Raw genomic sequence first — 18079 nt, 5'->3', positions numbered from 1 at the left:
AAAAAAAATTTGGAGTTCAATATTAACTAATAAATTTTTAAAGCCATGAAACTGATTAAAATTTCGATAATAACCCTGGCCATATTATTTTCATTTCAATTTGCCAAAGCTCAAAGTATATCCATTGCCGCGTCATTTGGATATCGCTACCCACATCACCGGGTTATTATAGCCGATGATTATCGTCCTTACTACCCCGAACCCGTTTACTATCGTAGAAGTGTTTATTACGGCAGACCACGATATTACACTTCCGTAAGCTATTGCAGACCGTACTATCACAGGGCATATTATAGGCCATTTCATGGCCACCGCCGCTGGTAATACGTAAATAAAAAATATTCAAAATGAAACCCATCCTGCAATACCGGATAGACTTTCGTTTTGAATATTAAAACCATTTAGTCCTCGTGAATGGCTGCATCATTTGCCATTTCAATTATCACAGCGTCAAGACGGTCAAGTTCAAACATAACATAAGCTAAAGCGGTGGCATCCCCCGGATCATCTTTAAGCATTGCTGCAAGTCCCTTTAAATTAGCAACAGGGCTGCGCATAAAGTGAGATTGCTTCCAGGCCATCGTTTTTATGCTGTTTATCTGAGCATGAATCCGTTCATAAGCAGCTTTCAGATCGCTTTCGGCATTCTTTCTTTCGGTAATGTCATAAAGCGATATCATAAGCCCCAATATCAGATCATTGCTGTCAATAATTGGCAACAACCTTACGTCATACCACATCGTATCACCATTGGGCTGCTGGTAATCAATTTCATAACTTACATGATGTCCGGTTAACACCTGGCCGGCAAACTTTTCAAGCTGAGGAAACCGTTCAATGGGAAAATAATCTGCAGGCAAATCAGCGCCATCCTGTTCGTGCTTATATTGCGTTTTTATAAACTTCGCAGCCATCGTATTATATGCCAGTACACGCAGGTTTTTATCAAACAGCGCATAAGCAGAATCTGTGGTATTTAAAATTGTTTGAAGGTTAGCTTCTGATTTGCGCAGTAACTCTTCCGACTTAATTTTTTCAGTAATATCGTTAGCCAATGATAGCCTCACCGGCCGCCCATTAAATACAATATCCTGTGTAATGATCTGAACATTAATTATCGATCCATCTTTCCTTTGATGTTTAAAAATACCCTGATCTCCTGAGTCAGAAGTGTTTTTATTAAAGCTATCAACCATGGCGCTCCAATCCTCTTCAATCCTAAGATCCCTGGCATTCATCTGTAAAAACTCATCAATGGTATACCCGTAGTGTCTTGTTGCAGCTTTATTTGCAGCAATTATCGAAAGATCGTCTTTCGAGATCATCCACATGGGTAATGGGTTGCTATCAAACAGCAATTTATATTTCAGTTCAGATTGGCGCAGCAATTCCTCAGCCTCTTTCCTTTCTGTTATATCTATCATTGATCCTATAATGGTGGGTTCACCATCAATAGTTACCATGTTACCATAAAACTCTACCCAGTTTAATGATCCATCTGCCCGTTGGCCAATTGCCTCGTAATCGATACTGTCAATCTCTCCTGCTAACCGGGCACGGATGTGCTCTAACGCGATGTCCCTGTGTTGCTCGCTAACAACCATTGCTGCAGATGGGGCATTAATAAGCTCTTCCTGGCTATATCCAAAAACCTGTGCAAAACGTGGATTTACATAGGTGAATTTCCTCTTTTGAACAATGTAGATGCCCACCATTGATTTTTCGGCCAAAGTTCTGAATTTTAGTTCCGCAAGTCTTAGCTCGGTTTCCATTGCCTTACGTGCTGTAATATCGCGGGCTATAACCAGGATGCGGTCGTCTGAAAATTTTTTTACGTTTACTTCTACGTCAAAACTGGTGCCGTCTTTCTTCAGAAAACGACGTTCTTTAATAACTGCCTCAGCCAATTCATCCGGGCTCAAGACGATGGGGTCAATTTTAAGATGCCCGGGCTCAATCAGGTTTACTAAATTAAGTTGTAAAAGTTCTTCACGCGAGTAACCGGTCATTTTGCACATGCTGGCGTTTACTTCGGTAAAATTATTGTCGAAATTAAGCACATATATGGCATCTGAAGCATGTTCAATAAGCAAACGGTACCGGCGTTCACTTTCGCCAAGTTTGTCTACCAGCGCTGTTAGTTCAACAGATCGTTCTGCTACCCTTTTCTCAAGCGAACTGTTAATTGAAATAACTTCATTTTCCGCAGCAGAGCGTTTTTCATCTATGCGGTTAAGCCATATTGCGGTTAAAGCAACTATGGTAAGGCAAATGACAAGCATGATGAGGGGTAGCATATATATACTAACCTCAAGTGTAACCAGGTGGTTATATTGTGTTTTAAACCTAAGAAAACCCAAAACAACAAATATCAGTTCCAACGGTAAAAATAACTTACGGGCCATTTGATTACCAACCCTGCTACCGGTAAACAGATTGGTTAAGCCGTATTGGGGATGCAAAAGCGCGGCTGCTATTGAAATCCCAAAAAACAACGATGCGGTATGCACCGGCATCGAACTCACATAGCTGAACTTATAAAACAGCGACAGGCCATATAAATAACCGATGATGGCAACAGTTGAAATAAGTGTAACAACATGAAGCATATACTGCCCCATCAGTTGTATTTTCTGTTGCTTGTAACCAAGCAGCAAAAAGGCCAAACCTAACAACAAGGTACAAATAGAAGTGTTTATGGTTGCATAGCTATTATAAGAGTAGTTGGTATTGGTTAATGTATCATTGCCGCCATTAAAAAATTGATCAGTAACGACGTGAAACTGCAGCAGGTCCTGCAATAAACCAAATAAGCCAAACAACGCAACGATGATTGATAGTGTAATTAATGCAAACCTGATATTCTTTTTGGGAGATTGTTGGGTTAATAAAGTAGTTACTCCCAAAAAACACAGGCACATTGCAGTGCTAAATTTCACCGTCACATATTGGGGTATGAGTGTTTTAAGTGCGTCTATGTTCAAAAGCCACCCACAGATAACTAATACACCTGCCAATATGGTGAATAAGCTTACAAAGGTTATAAATTTGCTTTTTTGAGGACAGTACATTTAAAATAAAATATTCCTGCAAGCTATATAATTTACCAAATATTTCGCTTTAATCAGGATGTAGTTTGGGCTGTAAATTTATCCTGATAAAGTTATAACAAAATCAGCCCAAAGCTAATTTTAATAGATGATGTATTCAGTGGGTAATAACTATTTTGATTAGTACATAAAAAAATCAAAACCTATTGATTAAACTAACAGCTACTCATTTTTTTGAGGTTAAAAAAACCTGAAGTGCCTGCTGGGTAAAATCGGATAATACAAGTTCGCCACTAATTGCCGCCCTACCAGCTAATAACGAATCCCAATCGTTGGTTCCTTCCCATAATAGTTGTTTAAGGGCAGTTAAGGCCGCGGGATTATACGACACAAGTTTGTTTACTAACTCATTAACAGCAAAATCGAGAGAGGTTATATCGTCATATACTTCGTTATACAAGCCCTTTTCTTTTGCCCATTGCGCAGTTTGGAATTCAGTTGCCTGAAAAGTCAATTGCGAAAATGCCGGTAACCCAACTTTACGTATCACCGCCGGCGATATCACAAATGGCCCTATCCCTATTGCAAGCTCGCTTAGCTTTATCGCGGCGAATTGGGTAGCCACACAATAATCTGATGCTGCTGCCAAGCCTACTCCTCCGCCAACGGCTTTCCCCTGCACCCGGGCAACAATTAGCTTGGGCGATTTGCGGCACGCGTTAATTACATCAGCAAAGCCTGTAAAAAATTTGCAGCCTTGTTCCTTATCCTTTATCTGCATCAGTTCATCAAAACTGGCGCCGGCACAAAATGTACGATCGCCCTCACTTTTTAATATAATCACTTTTACAGCGTCATCGACGCCTGCCTCCCGGATACTTTTAGCCAGCTTTTGCAGTAAATGAGATGGGAGTGAATTTTGGGATGGGTGATAGAAACTAATAGTAGCCGCACCATTGGTACTTATTACGCTTGATACATTTCCGTTATCGATGGCCGACATGTTTATGATATATATATTGATTTGCTAACCAAACCATTTTACCTCCAATATCAGAAGTAATTAATGTAACCGCAATTTTAGCCTAAAATAATTTGACGGCCAAATATTAAGCAATTATTGGCAACTCAAAATAAAAGGTTGCGCCTTTGCCCAATTCACTCTCTACTCCTATCTTGCCGTTGTGATTATTTATAATTTCGGTGCTGATATAAAGCCCCATGCCCAGGCCACTCGCCATGAATTTTTGATCTTCAACGCGGTAAAAACGTTCAAATATACGCTCAATCTGCCCGGCAGATAACCCAATTCCAAAATCGGTAACAGATAGGCGCACCACGCTTTCGTTGATTTCGGTTTTAATAATTATCTTTTTGTTTACCTGCGAGTATTTTACGGCGTTATTTATAAAATTCATAACTACTTGTTCTAACCTTTCAGCATTTCCAATAATTTTAAAAGGGGATGTGGCCAGGTTATCAAACTCATGCTGGGGATACATGTGCTGCGCGTTCTCAAGCGATGTTACGACCAAATCGCGCAAGTTAACTTCTTCGATCGCATATTCAAGCCTGCCCGCATGTATTTTGCTCACGTCAAGTAAGTCATTTATCAGGCGTTGTAGTTTATTTACAGCAATCGCTGCTTTTTCAATATATTGTTTAACAACCGGCGGCACGTGTTCCTTATTATAGCCGCTGATGAGTTGAATGTAGCCTTTTAAGCTGGTTAGCGGTGTTTTAAGTTCATGGCTGGCTACACCTATAAATTCATCTTTACGTTCCATTTCCTGTTTCTGATCTTCAATATCAGTAGCTGTGCCCACCCAAAAAACAATTTCTCCATTATCACCTTTCAAGGGCATGGCCCTGTTCAAATGCCAGCGGTATTTTCCATCCCAACGCAGATAGCGGTTTTCTACCTCAAAAACAACCCCGGTTTTCAATGAATGTACATATTTATCCATGGTTATCGCAAGGTCATCCGGATGGACTATGCGTTGCCACCCCCAACCTGCGGTCTCACTAAATCGTAAGCCTGTATAATTATACCATTGCTGATTAAAAAAATCAATTTCGCCATTGGGCAGGTTTGTCCAGCTCATCTGTGGAATATTGTCGCTTAGCAGCTTAAAATGCTCCCTGCTTATCAGTAAGTCTTTCGTACGCTCCTTTACTGTATCCTCAAGTTCATTATTCAATTTTTTAGTTTCTTCCTGTGCTGCAATAAGCTGGTCATTTTTTACTTTGAGTTCCCATTCGGCTTCTTTTTGAGTAGTTAAATCGGTAAGTATCAAACTAAGCGACAAGCCTTCGTCAAGACTGAGTGTTGTGCATGATAACAAACAAGGGGTTAAATGGCCACTTTTATCTGCTAACAAAATCTCCCCTTTGCAATCTTCTTCCCAGCCATTATTAATCATATAATTAAACCTTTCCTGAGAAATTTCGGGTATAAAAGTTTCAAACCTTAATCCAATTACCCGCTCTAAGGGCATGTTCATCATCGTTGCAAAACGCGAATTACTGTAAAGGATTACCCCTTCCCTGTTCAGGGTAACAGCCCCCTCGTTCATTTTTTCAATAAAAACCCGGTATGTCTGGTCGGCTGTTTTAAGCGTATATAATTGATGCCCGGTATCATCTTTAACAATAAGTGCATCAACCTGGCCATTTCGTATGGCGTCAATAGTATCGTTTGCTTCATCCAATTGAAGCTGAAGCTCCCGAAACTCTTGTAATAGCTCGTCGTATGTCAATTTAGCAGGATTCATATTAATAATCAGTATATAAACCAAGCCCGCGAAGTACTTTGGCGATATTACTCATGTCGCCTATTAATCGGCGCTCGGCGCCTGGCGCTTTTTTAATTAGCAGCGGCAAGGCAATAATCTGTTCACTTTCGGCAATTAATGGCTGTTGGTAAACGTCTATAATTACCAATTCATAATTACCCTTTAAATACTGTTCGCAAATACCCTTTAAATTGGATATAGCACGCGTTGAATTTGGCGAGGCTCCGGCTACAAACAAGCGTAACTGAAAAACACTCCCATCATCAAGGTTTAAATTCCGGGCCAAAGGTGGCAGTTGATCTTGTTCAGACATTATATTTTCTTTAGCGTGGCCTGATATTTAAACCCACCAGCACTTTTTCTTCGTTTGATAAATCGCCAATGATTTTCCTGATAGGTTCAGGCACCTTTCTTACCAGGGTAGGTATTGCAAATATCTGGTCGCCTTCGGCAAGTTGGGGCTGCACCAATAAATCTATTACCTCAATTGCGTACTGGCCTTTTAAGTACTCTTCGCAATATTTTTTCAGGTTGGCAAGCGCGGCGACAGATTTGGCTGTTTTGCCGGCAACATACAACCTCAATTCATATTTTACTATTTCTTCTTCCATTGTATTTTAGCTCTTGTTCTTATCAGCACCAGTTGTCCCTCTGCGCATCCTCGTAATTTCTTCCCGGTTCTTTTCTATTATCTGTTGCTTTAGTTCTTCCTCTAAATAAATTTTATTCAACTCGTCTTCAATTGATTCGTACTCTGCTTTTAGGTTAGTTATTTTTGATTCCAACATCATTCGCTTGCGCATAATCTCTTTGTCTTTACGCGATACAGCAAAATCTCTCAATGCAAGCCCGGTTTTTTCTTTTAGTTTTTCGGCTTCACGTGCCGAGCCGGTAAGTACGCCATCAGGCCCAAGATATACATCTACCAGATCGAGCCCGTTGTCTGTAATAACAAACTCACGCACCTGGTTACTATGTTTCATACCACGCGATTTCATGATGTACATGCCTCTGTTCCGCTCTCCGTTATATTCAATATCACGCACCAATAGCCATGCATCAACAAGCGAGGAAACACCTTCGTCGGTTTGGTCGCTGATTATAGTATTAAGGGTGAGGGCCGTAAACATTACCGTAATTTGTTCTTCCTGCAAAAAATCTATCAGCCTTATCAGCATTGATTTTACTTCACTTACCGAGCCAACAGTGATGAGGTTGGTTATGGGGTCAAGCACAACGGCAGCGGGTTTAAATTTTTTAATAAGTTTATAAATGGCCACCAGGTGCATTTCAAGGCCATACAAAGTAGGCCTGGATGCATAAAATTGCAGCAGGTTATTGTCAATGTGTTTTTGCATATCCACATTGATAGATTTCATATTTCTGATAATTTGTTTTGGCGACTCCTCGAACGCGAAGTACAAACATCTGTTACCGCTATTACAGGTTTCGTTGGCAAAGTATGCAGCTATACTGGTTTTTCCTGTGCCGGCTGTGCCTGAAACTAAAACGCTGCTACCTTTGAAAAAACCGCGCCCGCCCAGCATGTTATCAAGAGCCGGAATACCCGAAGAAACTCTTTGCGACGACACATCTTTTCCCAGTTTTAAAGATGTTACCGGTAAAACAGAAATACCGTCCTCGTCTATTAAAAAAGGATATTCGTTAGTGCCGTGTTGCGATCCGCGATACTTGATAACCCGTAACCTGCGGGTAGAAATCTGGTTTATAACGCGGTGGTCAAGCAGGATAACGCAATCAGAAACATATTCTTCCAGGCCCTGCCGGGTTAAAGATGGGCCTTCGCCTTTTTCGCCGGTTATTATGGCAGTAACACCTTTGCCTTTCAAAAAGCCAAATAACCTGCGTAGTTCGGCCCGAAGAATAGTTTGATCGGTTAGGCCCGAAAATAAATTTTCAAGTGTGTCTAACACCACCCTTTTAGCGCCAATTGCATCTATGGAATAGCCCAATCTTATAAAAAGGCCCTCCAGGTCATATTCGCCGGTTTCTTCAATCTCACTACGATCAATATGAACATGATCAATCTTTACCATGTTATCGGTTTGCAACTTTATAAGGTCAAAACCTAATGAAGCTACGTTCATGGCCAACTCCTCGGCCTTCTCCTCAAACGCCATAAATACACCTGGCTCGCCAAACTCCGTTGCGCCGCGAATAATAAATTCAAGCGACATTAAAGTTTTACCGCAGCCAGCTTCGCCACATATTAAGGTGGGGCGGCCTTTAGGTAGCCCACCGCCAGTTATTTCATCTAAGCCTGTTATACCAGTTTGGCTTTTAGGTAACGTGGGAAAATTCCCCTTTTCTTCTTTTTTTACTATACTCATCGTGAATAGCGTTTTACTTCGTACATTTTATAAACGCACATGTATTTGCAATTTAATTGGTTAATAATGCGATACGGGTATAATTTGTTTTATCTGGGGGAATTTATTTATTAAATTGAAGCAGCTTTTTAGTTTGCTAAATGTAGCGTTAGCCCGTTATCACTTAAATAATTTACATCAATGGCCCGATAATTAATTGTTTATAAAACCAGCTTTATATGGCTAAAAACAACTAACTTACAGATATTTCCAATAACAGCATATCAAAATCCATTAAAACACATTACTGCTTTTTTAGTTTATTACCAATAAATTAAAAGGCTTTATTACATACTTTTCCAGGTAAATGACCAACACTACAGAACAAAGTTTACTCAATAACGAAAACATCTTTCGCACGTTAATCGAAGAATCGCCAAGTCCGGTTGGTCTTTATGTAGGGCGGGATATGCAGATAAAAATTGCCAATAAAGCCATCATCAAAATATTTGCAAAAGGCAATGATGTTATTGGTAAACCTTATTTTGAATTATTGCCCGAACTAAAAACACAACCGGTTTTTGATATCCTTAACAATGTTTATAATACAGGGGTAGCTTATGAGGCAACAGAAGCGCGTGTTGATATAGTTGTAAATGAGTGCCTTGAAACATTTTACTTTAACTTTGTATTTACCCCAATAAAGAACAGCGATGGCCAGGTTTGGGGAGTTTTAAATACAGCAGCAGATGTTACCGAATTGGTATTAACCCGCCAAAAATTAAAAGAAAGCGAGGAACGTAAACAATTTACTTTACATGCAGCAGAAATAGGCACATGGGATCTTTACCCACCCCAGAAAATTGTGATTTGGGATGATCGCTGCAAAGAGCTATGCGGTTTTTCGGCGGGCGATGAAATAACTTACAACGATATTTTCAGGTACATCCATCCCGAAGACGAGTTTCGGGTGAGGGAGGCTGTCCAGAATGCGTACAATCCATCGTCGGATGGCAATTATGATATTACATTCAGAACAATCAATAAGGACGGGAGCCTGAAACATTGGATTCAATGTAAAGGCAAGGCATATTTCGGGTTGAATAACGAGCTTTGGCGTTTTGCCGGTATCATAAGGGACGCTACCCGCGAACAACTATACAGGCAGGAGCAACAAAAGTTGATAGCCCTGGTTGAAAACACTGCTGATACCGTTATACTGGGTAACGCATCTGCCGAGGTTAGTTACCTAAATAAGTCTGGTTTTAATTTATTGGGGATAAATGACACAGCCGATACATTAACACCCGGATTTAATTACTTCCATGAAGATGACAGACAAATTGTAACCGATAAAATATTACCTGCTATACAGGAAAACGGTAAATGGAGTGGCGAAATAAGATACAGGCATTTTAAAACGGGCGAACCGATACCTGTATACGTAAATTCGTTCCGAATTAATGATGATTATTCGGATAACGCCATTGGACTGGCTACTGTTGCCCGCGACCTGAGGCCTGAAAAAAAAGCACATAATGAACAATATAAGTTATTAACGCTTATTGATCACAGTTCTGACTTTGTTAGCCTGTCTGACCTGGACGGCAATGTAAGTTATGTTAATGCGGCCGGGCGTGTTATGTTAGGCATAAAAAGCCAGCACGAACTGGAACGACACAACAGCGAGTATTTAACGAAGTCCGAATTAGCTAAACTGGTTAATAAAGTAAACAAGGGGCTGATGAAAGATGGCAAATGGTCGGGTGAAATTAATTTCAAGCATTTTGAAACCGGCGACGCCATACCTGTTTATGGAACAACAATGCTGGTGTATGATTCGGTTACTGGTAAACCACAAGGCCGCGCTACAATAGCACGTGATATGCGCCGGGAAATTGCCGACAGACAGGAACTAAACGACCAGATTAAGCAGTTTGAGTTTGTTACCGATTTTATGCCCGTACAATTATGGACAGCGACTACAGATGGTAACATAGATTATGTAAACCAACGTGCAACAGATTATTTTGGAACAAGCCAGGAGCAGATAATTGGCACAGCATGGTTAAACATGGTACATCCCGAAGATGCTGATGGATGTGTTGCAGCATGGACATCATCGATAAAAACCGGAGATATATACCAATATGAGTTTAGGCTGCTCGATAAAAACCGGGTTTATAAATGGCACCTTGCCCAGGCATTTCCTTTTGTTAACGACGGGAAGATTGTTAAATGGTTTGGTACCAATACCGATATAGACGAGCAAAAACAGTTGCAGCGTCAAAAAGATGATTTTTTAGGCATCGCCAGTCATGAGTTGAAAACGCCGGTAACCAGTATAAAAGCCTATGCGCAGGTACTTGGTGCCATGCTTACCCGGGAAGGAGAAACTAAAAAGGCCGAAATGGTAAACAGAATGGACGCCCAGGTAAACCGGCTTACTAATTTAATTGGCGATTTGTTAGATGTTACGAAAATAAACTCGGGCAGGTTACAATTTAACAAAGTGTGGTTTGATTTTAACCAGGTAATTAAAGAAACCATAGATGATTTGCAGCATACCACGCAAAAACATAAGTTGGTGGCTGATTTCACCGAAACCGGCCAGATTTATTCGGATAAAGACCGCATAAGCCAGGTAATTACCAACCTGATAACTAATGCAATAAAATACTCGCCACATACTGATCAGATAATTGTGAGCACCCGATTAAAAAATAAAGAAGCCATTGCTTGTGTGCAGGACTTTGGCATTGGCATTCCTGATGATAAAAAAGATAGAGTATTTGAACAATTTTATAGGGTTAGTGGCGACAAGCAACATACTTTCCCGGGTTTGGGTTTGGGGTTATACATATCGTCGGAAATAATTAAACGTGAAGGTGGCAGAATGTGGGTAAACAGTGTGGAAGGAAAAGGATCTACTTTTTGCTTTGCTTTACCTGCAGAGGGGAAGGAGTAACAAGTTTTAATTTTCCGTTAATTATATCTCTCTATCCAAAAATCCGAATACCTGATTTCAGTTACTTAACACATCCGCAAAACATTAACTCCCATAGTATGTTGTGTTTATATTATATAAATAAAGCCATGGGAGTATTACAGCATATCCAACACCAGATCTCGGCACTTAACGATTTGATCAAAATAAATAACGACCGTATAGCAGGTTATCAAAAGGCCCTTGAAGATTCAACAGAAAGTGACCTGGTTTTGCTATTTAATGAATATGTTGATCAAAGTAAAAATAACGTCAGCGAGTTAAAAGAATATATCCTGTTTTTAGGTGGCCACCCAACCGACGGCACTACATTATCGGGCAAATTTTATCACACCTGGGTTAACCTGAAAGCCGTACTTATCAATAAAGACAGGCAGGGCATACTGGCCGATTGTGAGTATGGAGAAGATGTGATCATCAAAGCATACAGGAAAGCACAGGACGATAAAGAGCTTATTTGGGAAGATGATAAGGTTGTAAACCTTTTAGCATGGCAATTGGAGGGGTTCAAAACATCGCATGAAACTGTTAAGACATTACGCGAAGCTGTAAATATTTAATTGTATTACCATGAATAGCGCCGATCATTCATTCTTTGATGACTACAAACCATTACACGTGCCGCATGAATATTCGCCCTCGGCTTGCGTGCAAAATAATGTTGTATTTGCACTTGCCCAGTTAGGTGAAGCAACAGCGGGCGAAGTTGCAGCAAAACTAAGCCTGCTTGAACCGGGCACTAACCCCGGCACCCACCAAAAAAATGCCGACGATATACTTAACTACCTGTTTGATAAAGGCTTGATAAAAGCCAACAATATTGGCGGTCAACTGGCCTTTAATTTAAGTAAGATTACAGAACCTAACTCCGGTAAAGCCGATAGTCTTTTTTAAGGATTAACCGGGTTTATTGGTTTAGCCGAAATTATACTATCAACAACAAATACACTAACCCCTCTCCAAGGCAATGTGTGCAGGTATTCTTTATAATGTAATTCCAGGTACGAACCGGCATTGTTGTTTAACTGCTGAGCCACTTTTTCATTTGTTACCGAAAACATAAACTCATTTGAAGCAATATTGCCTTGCGTTTGTGTACGTATACCATTCTGTATCAGCCTGCCCTCATAAGTTTTAAAAATATAACCCTTTTTTACAAAATAATTCATAGTACCTGCTTTAGCGCCCTCACCAAAAACAAAGTAAAACCGGTAGTAAAAAAAGCCCGCAAGTAATAATAATACAATTGATAAAAGAATTAGCCTGGTTTTGGTTTTCATAGATGGTATTTTTAATTATCTAAAGCTACAAAAAGTTGGTGCCAAGCAGAACGATAATTCAAATAAAAAGAACATATGATTTGCAATTAGTTTCCTAAAGGTTAAATAAAAAATATTATTAATAATTACCCATATTAAGTTTAAACCCTAACTTTATCTAAGTTTACCTAAAATAATAAAAATGCCCTCCGAACTATCGCCTGTTTTGCCAGATGAGATTTTCAAAATTATATTTGAAAAATCGCCGGGCTCACTGTTGGTAAAGGCCGATGCACCACATTTTACCATTATGGCTGCAAACGAGGCGTACCTTAACATAACAAATGCTACCCGTGAAATAATTATCGGCAAAGGTTTTTTCCAGGTTTTTCCTGATGATGATGATGACCCATCTGATGAAAGCGGCGCCCGTAAAACATTTACTAAAGTAGTGCAAACAGGCCTCAAAATTGATATACCCACCTACCGTTACGATACCCGCGACCCCGAAACCGGGGATTATAAGATCAGGTATTGGTCATGCAGTAATGTTCCGTTTAATGGGCCTGATGGTAAGGTTGCTTATATTTTAAATACAATTGCCGAAATAACAGGTGAGGTAAATGCAAAAGAAGCCGCTATCGAAAGCGAAAACAGGTTACGCCTTGCCGCCGAAGCTACCGGTTTTGCGACATTTGACTGGGACTTTAAAGACGAAGTACGGTTATGTTCGCCACAATTAGCCGAGTTGTTTGGCCATCCTGCAGACAGCAGGCTATCATCAGTAGATGTATTTCAAAAACAGGTATTACCCGAAGATCAGCAGGTAATTGCGGATGCATATCAAGAAGCAAAAAAAAGTGGCATTTATGCATACGATGTACGGGTTGTTTGGCCGGATAATAGCATCCACTGGCTGAGTATCAAAGGTAAACTTGTTATTGACGAGCGACAAAAACCAATCAGGATGCTGGGTACTGTGATTGACGTAACCGAAATTAAACGGGATGAAATCAGGAAAAACGATTTTATAGCCATGGCCAGCCATGAGTTAAAAACCCCGCTAACTTCAATTAAATCATATATTCAGATACTATCAAAAAAACTGGCTTCAGATAATGATGCTTTTATTAACAACGTGTTGAGCAAAGCCAATAACCAGGTTAACAAAATGACCGACCTGATTCATGGCTTTCTTGACCTCTCTAAACTGGAATCAGGAAAGCTGCAACTAAAGCCCGAATTGTTCGATATCAATAAACTTATAGAAGATTGCATTTCTGAATTACTGCAATCCACCTATAGCCATATCGTTATTTTTAACAACCCAGGCAACTTAAACGTTACCGGCGACAGGGAAAAACTTGGCCAGGTTATCGGTAATTTTCTAAGCAACGCTGTAAAATATTCGGCCAAAGAGACGAAAATCATTGTCAAATGCACTATTAACGACGGATATGTTGTTGTATCCGTTACTGATGAAGGGGTGGGTATTAAGCTAAAAGATCAGAAGAAGGTGTTTTATCGTTTTTACCGGGTAGACAATGAAAAAATCAAAAACGTTTCGGGTTTTGGCATTGGCCTTTACCTATCCACCGAGATTATACAATGTCATAAAGGCAAAGTATGGGTTGAAAGCACAGAAGGTGTAGGCTCAACTTTTTATTTTAGCATCCCAGCATAACACCTGCACAGTTATTTTACCGGTGTTAATTTTACTTTTTTATAGGATGATAACATAAATTCCACCAGGCCGGTCATGTTTAATGGTGGTTGATTTGTTGTTACGCTCAGCTTTTTTTTATTATTTTCAAAATCAAACTCAAAATAATAATTAGGCATATCAATAACCTGGTCTTGCTGTCGCCAGTTGTACATTTTTTTAAGTTCGCTATGTTTAAGCCAATAGTTTAGTGTATCAAGTTGTGGTTTTGATAATTTCCCTGTAAACTCACCTTTAAAAGGATCGGCGTACTCCCCTCCTCTTAAATGATAATCGCCGTCGGCCCCAATTAATATTTCAAGTTGCGGACAATCTCTATGACAGGTGGAAGATAAAAAACGCACAGCAGATAGTTTAATATCCTTATCATAGCTATTTTTTAAATTTGTAAATTCATAAGTGTCGGGGCCAGCAAGTTTAATGGCATTTGAATCTACAGCTTTAATGTAAAGGCGGTTTTTGGTAAGGTCCCTGATCAAAAATTTAAAGTTAATTTTATGTTTAACCTTAAAATTATCGACGCTTGAAGTGTAAATATCCGTCATGATCAAAGTATCCTTCACAATGGAATAATGACTTTTGAATTTATCATTTCCAATAAAATTGAAATTAACACGGCCGTTCTCGAAATATAAGTGTCCGAGGTCTTTATTAATCCACCGGATAGAATCCAATTGTACTTTTTGGGCGTGCAATTCGCCAAAAACAATAATAAATGCAAATAACAAAAACCCGTGTTTTACCATTTAATTATATTTATGGAATATGGCTTTGCTTACAAACCCATATAATAGGATGTTAACGATGGAAAGTCATTAAACTTGTGTTCATAATCCTCTGTTTTTCCAAATCCGTAACTCACAAATATAAAAGGTATGCCTGCTATGCGTGTCTGCTCCGCGTCACCTTGTGTATCGCCCACATATACCGGGGCTTTAAGCCCATGTTTATCTATCAACAGATGCATGTTGTAATGCTTGGGCATACTGTTTTCCCCATATGCTATATAATCGGTAACATAATCGTCAATGTTTGCCCACGATATAAATAACGGGATAATACCGACCGCACAATTACTCAGGACAAAAATTTTATATTTTGTTGCCAATAGTTTTATCCCTTCGATAACGCCTTCGTACATATTACCACCGCTTTGCGGTAATATTTGCCTCCGGGTTTCATTTACATCCATGTAAATTCCCTGGGCTATATCGTCGTCAAGTTCGGGCAATAAAGCCCTGGTTAGTTTTTTACCCTCCATTCCGATAAGGCCCAATAACTCAGTGCGGTTTATTATCCTGTTTATATCAAGTTTTTCAAAAGTTAGATTCCATGAATTGGTGTACGTGTCAACAGCGTCCCAAAGGGTTCCATCCATGTCAAAAATAAGGCTATCGGGCTTCTGCATACAAATTATCCGGCTTTTTTGCTAAGATGTAAAATTAAGCTTAGGTATAAAAACGAAGTTCATACTTTCTTCATTATTAATCTACACTTTTGAAATGTGATAAGGTTAATGTGGGCCAGCTTAGCAGGAGGTTGGTTCCATAGAGGTCTCCGCCGTAACAAGCGGGGACTTTTTTGTTTTACAACTAAATTTTTGACAATCAAATAGTTATACTATCTCCAACTTTGTAAACCTCGTGAAACTTAATACCGAGCTTATCAAAGTGTTTTACATAAGCCGCGTAGCGTTGTTTTATGAAAAACTCTTTAGCATAACCATCATGAACCGGCAGGATTTGCTTCGGTAGTAACTTATCTGCAAAGCCCGAAATCCGTATTTCATTGGCAAACGGCGCCATGGTAACCATTAACAATAATTCAATTCCTTTATATTCAAGTAACTTATCTTCCATCGAATCAACTGGGTGTAGTACCTGGTCATTGATGATGAATCCCGTCATCTGTGGCAATGGATTATCCATAATTGGTTCATGCATAACCGGGATGGCTTTCAAAATAAACGGCCCAAAATTTGCCGTACCCTCTTCAAATAAAGTATATATAATCCCGGCCTTGTCCAATTCTTTGCCTATCTGGCTATTGGTTATCACGATAGCCCCGCTTAAATCGAGGATGCTCTTTAAAATTTGAAGTTCGTAATGGTCGGGGTGAATGTGCGTTATAACGATGGCTTTTACATCAGCAAACATTTGCGCAGTAACCTCGCCTTCTGCAAACGAAAATTTACCAGGGTCAAATAATAGCTTATACTCATCCAACTCAAATACAAGGCAGGAATGTAGGTATTTAGTGATTTTCATAGTAGTATTATAGTTCTGCACGATTTGACTATCGTGTTTAAATTTTAACAACACCTGTTATATAAAGTTTTGAGCGATGATACCATCGAATTACCGGACATCTACCCATAGGATAATCCTAAAAAAGGAACTGGCATGTTGGCTTTAAGGCCCAACCACGACGATGTCAGGGAACGACGCAATCTCCAATATGCTAAATCGTGAAATGTTTAATAATTATATCAACGAAGTACTTCGTTCCCGGCAACAACCTGTATAAATCAATATATTCCAGCGTAATCACACAAAAGCCACCAATCGTGTCCATTATTACAACTTATTCTATATAAAAAGTGCGCCCTTCAACGGCGAGTTCAGTTGCGGGGAATATGCTTTTAGCTTCATCCAGCAACTCAGTCAAGGTTTTGTAACGCGCCGAAAAATGGCCGATCAGCAATCTTTTCGCGTTTGTTTTTAGCGCTACGTCGGCGGCCTGCAGCGCTGTTGTATGGAAAGTATCATTAGCCCTATCCAGCATCTCATTTAAAAATGTGGCTTCGTGATAAAGCAACGTGGCGTTGGCTATTTGTTCAAAATACTGTTCACCGTAAAGCGTATCAGAGCAGTAGGCGTATGATTTGGGTTGATCCGAATCGATGGTCAGATCGTCATTTTTGTATACCTGTCCGTTTGGTGCGGTATAATCGGCTCCTTTTTTTAACGCGGTAAAGTAAGGCACCGGGATTTGCAAATACTCAATTACCTCCTTACGAAGTTTGCGCAGGCGCTTTTTTTCGCGGAAGATAAATCCTGTAGTATCAATCCTATGGTTGAGGGGGATTGTTTCTACAATGATGTCATTGTTGCTTACGATTACTTCGGGGTGTTGGTTATGGGTTTGTTTAAATTCTAAAGGGAAATGCAGGGTGGTTTCTGAATATTTAAGCTGCAGATCAATAATCTCCATTAAATGCGGTGGCCCAAAAAGATAAAGCGTTTTTTTACGCCCGTTAAGGTGCATCGACGATAGCAGGCCAACAAGGCCGAGATAATGATCACCATGCAGGTGACTGATAAATATATAATCTATCCTGCTGGCTTTAATGTCAAAACGCAACATTTGCTGCTGGGTACCCTCGCCGCAGTCAATTAAGTACAAGTGCTCGTTGATATTGAGCACTTGTGCTGTAGGATTTCTGTTAAAAATGGGTGTTGCCGAACTGCTTCCAAGTATTGTTACCTCAAATTTCATAATGGGATAACAATGTACAGATTATCTTGATTCTTTTTTCAATTCTTTCTCGATCTCTTCCATAAAAATAAGATCGACACCTTCTTCGGCGGTAGGTACAACTGTAAGTACGTTATCCAGTTGCGAAATAGTAATTAAACGTGCCACAGCATCGTTCAATCCGCACAATATAAATACCCCCGATGCGTTTTTGCACAAACGGTGACCAACCAACAAGCTGCTTAAACCGGATGAATCGGCAAATTTCACTTGTGAAAGGTCAAGAATGATGTTTCTTTGTCCTTCCGTATTGATCAATATCAGTTCAGATTTTAATTGAGGCGTTACTAACGAATTCAATTTTGATTCGTTAAGCTTCACTAAAATGTATTTCTCGTGTTTATCGACAGCAAATTTCATTCTTATAAAAATTAATAA

17 protein-coding genes are annotated in these 18079 nt (G+C 39.7%); 5 read left to right on the top strand and 12 right to left on the bottom strand.

Annotated elements, in window-relative coordinates:
* The first annotated feature begins 45 nt into the window (after positions 1-45).
* The gene (locus tag ACFGVS_RS01920) at positions 46-324 is read left to right on the top strand and encodes a hypothetical protein (RefSeq protein WP_143065461.1); all 279 of its coding nucleotides are present in this window, start codon (positions 46-48) and stop codon (positions 322-324) included.
* Positions 325-401: 77 nt separating this feature from the next.
* Here the strand turns inward: ACFGVS_RS01920 and ACFGVS_RS01915 are convergent, their stop codons facing one another.
* The 6 genes from ACFGVS_RS01915 to kaiC all read right to left on the bottom strand — a co-directional run bounded on the left by ACFGVS_RS01915 (position 402) and on the right by kaiC (position 8196).
* Complete coding sequence (locus ACFGVS_RS01915) at positions 402-2939, bottom strand: PAS domain-containing protein (protein WP_439697233.1); 2538 nt, start codon at positions 2937-2939, stop codon at positions 402-404.
* A gap of 337 nt (positions 2940-3276) precedes the next feature.
* Entirely contained in the window at positions 3277-4053 is a 777-nt protein-coding gene (locus ACFGVS_RS01910; protein ID WP_439697232.1) for an enoyl-CoA hydratase/isomerase family protein, read from the bottom strand.
* Between the two features lie 106 nt (positions 4054-4159).
* Positions 4160-5824 (bottom strand): PAS domain-containing sensor histidine kinase, encoded by a 1665-nt coding sequence (locus ACFGVS_RS01905; RefSeq protein WP_439697231.1) that lies wholly within the window; start codon positions 5822-5824, stop codon positions 4160-4162.
* A 1-nt stretch (position 5825) separates the two neighbouring features.
* Positions 5826-6158: a circadian clock KaiB family protein gene (locus ACFGVS_RS01900; RefSeq protein ID WP_274213110.1), complete on the bottom strand. Its 333-nt coding sequence runs from the start codon at positions 6156-6158 to the stop codon at positions 5826-5828.
* A gap of 10 nt (positions 6159-6168) precedes the next feature.
* On the bottom strand, positions 6169-6456 hold the full coding sequence (locus tag ACFGVS_RS01895) for a circadian clock KaiB family protein (RefSeq protein ID WP_090650727.1): 288 nt from the start codon (positions 6454-6456) through the stop codon (positions 6169-6171).
* Positions 6457-6462: 6 nt separating this feature from the next.
* Complete coding sequence (gene kaiC, locus ACFGVS_RS01890; protein WP_439697230.1) at positions 6463-8196, bottom strand: circadian clock protein KaiC; 1734 nt, start codon at positions 8194-8196, stop codon at positions 6463-6465.
* 346 nt (positions 8197-8542) lie between these two features.
* Here kaiC and ACFGVS_RS01885 point away from each other — a divergent pair, with 346 nt between their 5' ends.
* The 3 genes from ACFGVS_RS01885 (at position 8543) to ACFGVS_RS01875 (ending at position 12076) form a co-directional block, all read left to right on the top strand.
* A complete protein-coding gene (locus ACFGVS_RS01885) occupies positions 8543-11143 on the top strand; it encodes a PAS domain S-box protein (RefSeq protein ID WP_274213108.1) in 2601 nt (866 codons plus the stop codon).
* Between the two features lie 128 nt (positions 11144-11271).
* The gene (locus ACFGVS_RS01880) at positions 11272-11742 is read left to right on the top strand and encodes a ferritin-like domain-containing protein (RefSeq protein ID WP_177183843.1); all 471 of its coding nucleotides are present in this window, start codon (positions 11272-11274) and stop codon (positions 11740-11742) included.
* Positions 11743-11752: 10 nt separating this feature from the next.
* Complete coding sequence (locus ACFGVS_RS01875) at positions 11753-12076, top strand: hypothetical protein (RefSeq protein ID WP_274213107.1); 324 nt, start codon at positions 11753-11755, stop codon at positions 12074-12076.
* On the opposite strand, the gene ACFGVS_RS01870 is transcribed toward ACFGVS_RS01875, so the two are convergent.
* A complete protein-coding gene (locus ACFGVS_RS01870) occupies positions 12073-12462 on the bottom strand; it encodes a hypothetical protein (protein ID WP_274213106.1) in 390 nt (129 codons plus the stop codon). The two genes, ACFGVS_RS01875 and ACFGVS_RS01870, sit on opposite strands and share 4 nt — an antisense overlap.
* A 181-nt stretch (positions 12463-12643) precedes the next feature.
* On the opposite strand from ACFGVS_RS01870, the gene ACFGVS_RS01865 reads away from it, so the two are divergent.
* Positions 12644-14125: a PAS domain-containing sensor histidine kinase gene (locus ACFGVS_RS01865; RefSeq protein WP_439697229.1), complete on the top strand. Its 1482-nt coding sequence runs from the start codon at positions 12644-12646 to the stop codon at positions 14123-14125.
* 11 nt (positions 14126-14136) lie between these two features.
* On the opposite strand, the gene ACFGVS_RS01860 is transcribed toward ACFGVS_RS01865, so the two are convergent.
* The 5 genes from ACFGVS_RS01860 to ACFGVS_RS01840 form a co-directional block, all read right to left on the bottom strand.
* Complete coding sequence (locus tag ACFGVS_RS01860; RefSeq protein ID WP_439697228.1) at positions 14137-14910, bottom strand: DUF6438 domain-containing protein; 774 nt, start codon at positions 14908-14910, stop codon at positions 14137-14139.
* Positions 14911-14939: 29 nt separating this feature from the next.
* On the bottom strand, positions 14940-15572 hold the full coding sequence (locus tag ACFGVS_RS01855; RefSeq protein WP_439697227.1) for an HAD family hydrolase: 633 nt from the start codon (positions 15570-15572) through the stop codon (positions 14940-14942).
* 199 nt (positions 15573-15771) lie between these two features.
* Positions 15772-16431, bottom strand: a complete 660-nt coding sequence (locus tag ACFGVS_RS01850) for an MBL fold metallo-hydrolase (protein ID WP_090651067.1) — start codon at positions 16429-16431, stop codon at positions 15772-15774.
* 316 nt (positions 16432-16747) lie between these two features.
* Complete coding sequence (locus ACFGVS_RS01845) at positions 16748-17662, bottom strand: ribonuclease Z (RefSeq protein WP_439697226.1); 915 nt, start codon at positions 17660-17662, stop codon at positions 16748-16750.
* 21 nt (positions 17663-17683) lie between these two features.
* On the bottom strand, positions 17684-18061 hold the full coding sequence (locus tag ACFGVS_RS01840) for an STAS domain-containing protein (RefSeq protein WP_090650699.1): 378 nt from the start codon (positions 18059-18061) through the stop codon (positions 17684-17686).
* Positions 18062-18079: the final 18 nt, after the last annotated feature.

It is taken from the genome of Mucilaginibacter sediminis, from assembly GCF_051903035.1.
Lineage (GTDB): Bacteria > Bacteroidota > Bacteroidia > Sphingobacteriales > Sphingobacteriaceae > Mucilaginibacter.
This window is presented reverse-complemented; position numbering and strand designations above follow the sequence as displayed.

What these genes read in the sequence shown, in the direction of transcription:
- ACFGVS_RS01900 (WP_274213110.1), bottom strand. Translation starts at nt 6,158, where the DNA reads ATGTCTGAACAAGATCAACTGCCACCTTTGGCCCGGAATTTAAACCTT.
- ACFGVS_RS01855 (WP_439697227.1), bottom strand. Translation starts at nt 15,572, where the DNA reads ATGCAGAAGCCCGATAGCCTTATTTTTGACATGGATGGAACCCTTTGG.
- ACFGVS_RS01845 (WP_439697226.1), bottom strand. Translation starts at nt 17,662, where the DNA reads ATGAAATTTGAGGTAACAATACTTGGAAGCAGTTCGGCAACACCCATT.
- ACFGVS_RS01920 (WP_143065461.1), top strand. Translation starts at nt 46, where the DNA reads ATGAAACTGATTAAAATTTCGATAATAACCCTGGCCATATTATTTTCA.
- ACFGVS_RS01840 (WP_090650699.1), bottom strand. Translation starts at nt 18,061, where the DNA reads ATGAAATTTGCTGTCGATAAACACGAGAAATACATTTTAGTGAAGCTT.
- ACFGVS_RS01860 (WP_439697228.1), bottom strand. Translation starts at nt 14,910, where the DNA reads ATGGTAAAACACGGGTTTTTGTTATTTGCATTTATTATTGTTTTTGGC.
- ACFGVS_RS01865 (WP_439697229.1), top strand. Translation starts at nt 12,644, where the DNA reads ATGCCCTCCGAACTATCGCCTGTTTTGCCAGATGAGATTTTCAAAATT.
- ACFGVS_RS01875 (WP_274213107.1), top strand. Translation starts at nt 11,753, where the DNA reads ATGAATAGCGCCGATCATTCATTCTTTGATGACTACAAACCATTACAC.
- ACFGVS_RS01870 (WP_274213106.1), bottom strand. Translation starts at nt 12,462, where the DNA reads ATGAAAACCAAAACCAGGCTAATTCTTTTATCAATTGTATTATTATTA.
- ACFGVS_RS01850 (WP_090651067.1), bottom strand. Translation starts at nt 16,431, where the DNA reads ATGAAAATCACTAAATACCTACATTCCTGCCTTGTATTTGAGTTGGAT.
- ACFGVS_RS01910 (WP_439697232.1), bottom strand. Translation starts at nt 4,053, where the DNA reads ATGTCGGCCATCGATAACGGAAATGTATCAAGCGTAATAAGTACCAAT.
- ACFGVS_RS01905 (WP_439697231.1), bottom strand. Translation starts at nt 5,824, where the DNA reads ATGAATCCTGCTAAATTGACATACGACGAGCTATTACAAGAGTTTCGG.
- ACFGVS_RS01885 (WP_274213108.1), top strand. Translation starts at nt 8,543, where the DNA reads ATGACCAACACTACAGAACAAAGTTTACTCAATAACGAAAACATCTTT.
- ACFGVS_RS01895 (WP_090650727.1), bottom strand. Translation starts at nt 6,456, where the DNA reads ATGGAAGAAGAAATAGTAAAATATGAATTGAGGTTGTATGTTGCCGGC.
- kaiC (WP_439697230.1), bottom strand. Translation starts at nt 8,196, where the DNA reads ATGAGTATAGTAAAAAAAGAAGAAAAGGGGAATTTTCCCACGTTACCT.
- ACFGVS_RS01880 (WP_177183843.1), top strand. Translation starts at nt 11,272, where the DNA reads ATGGGAGTATTACAGCATATCCAACACCAGATCTCGGCACTTAACGAT.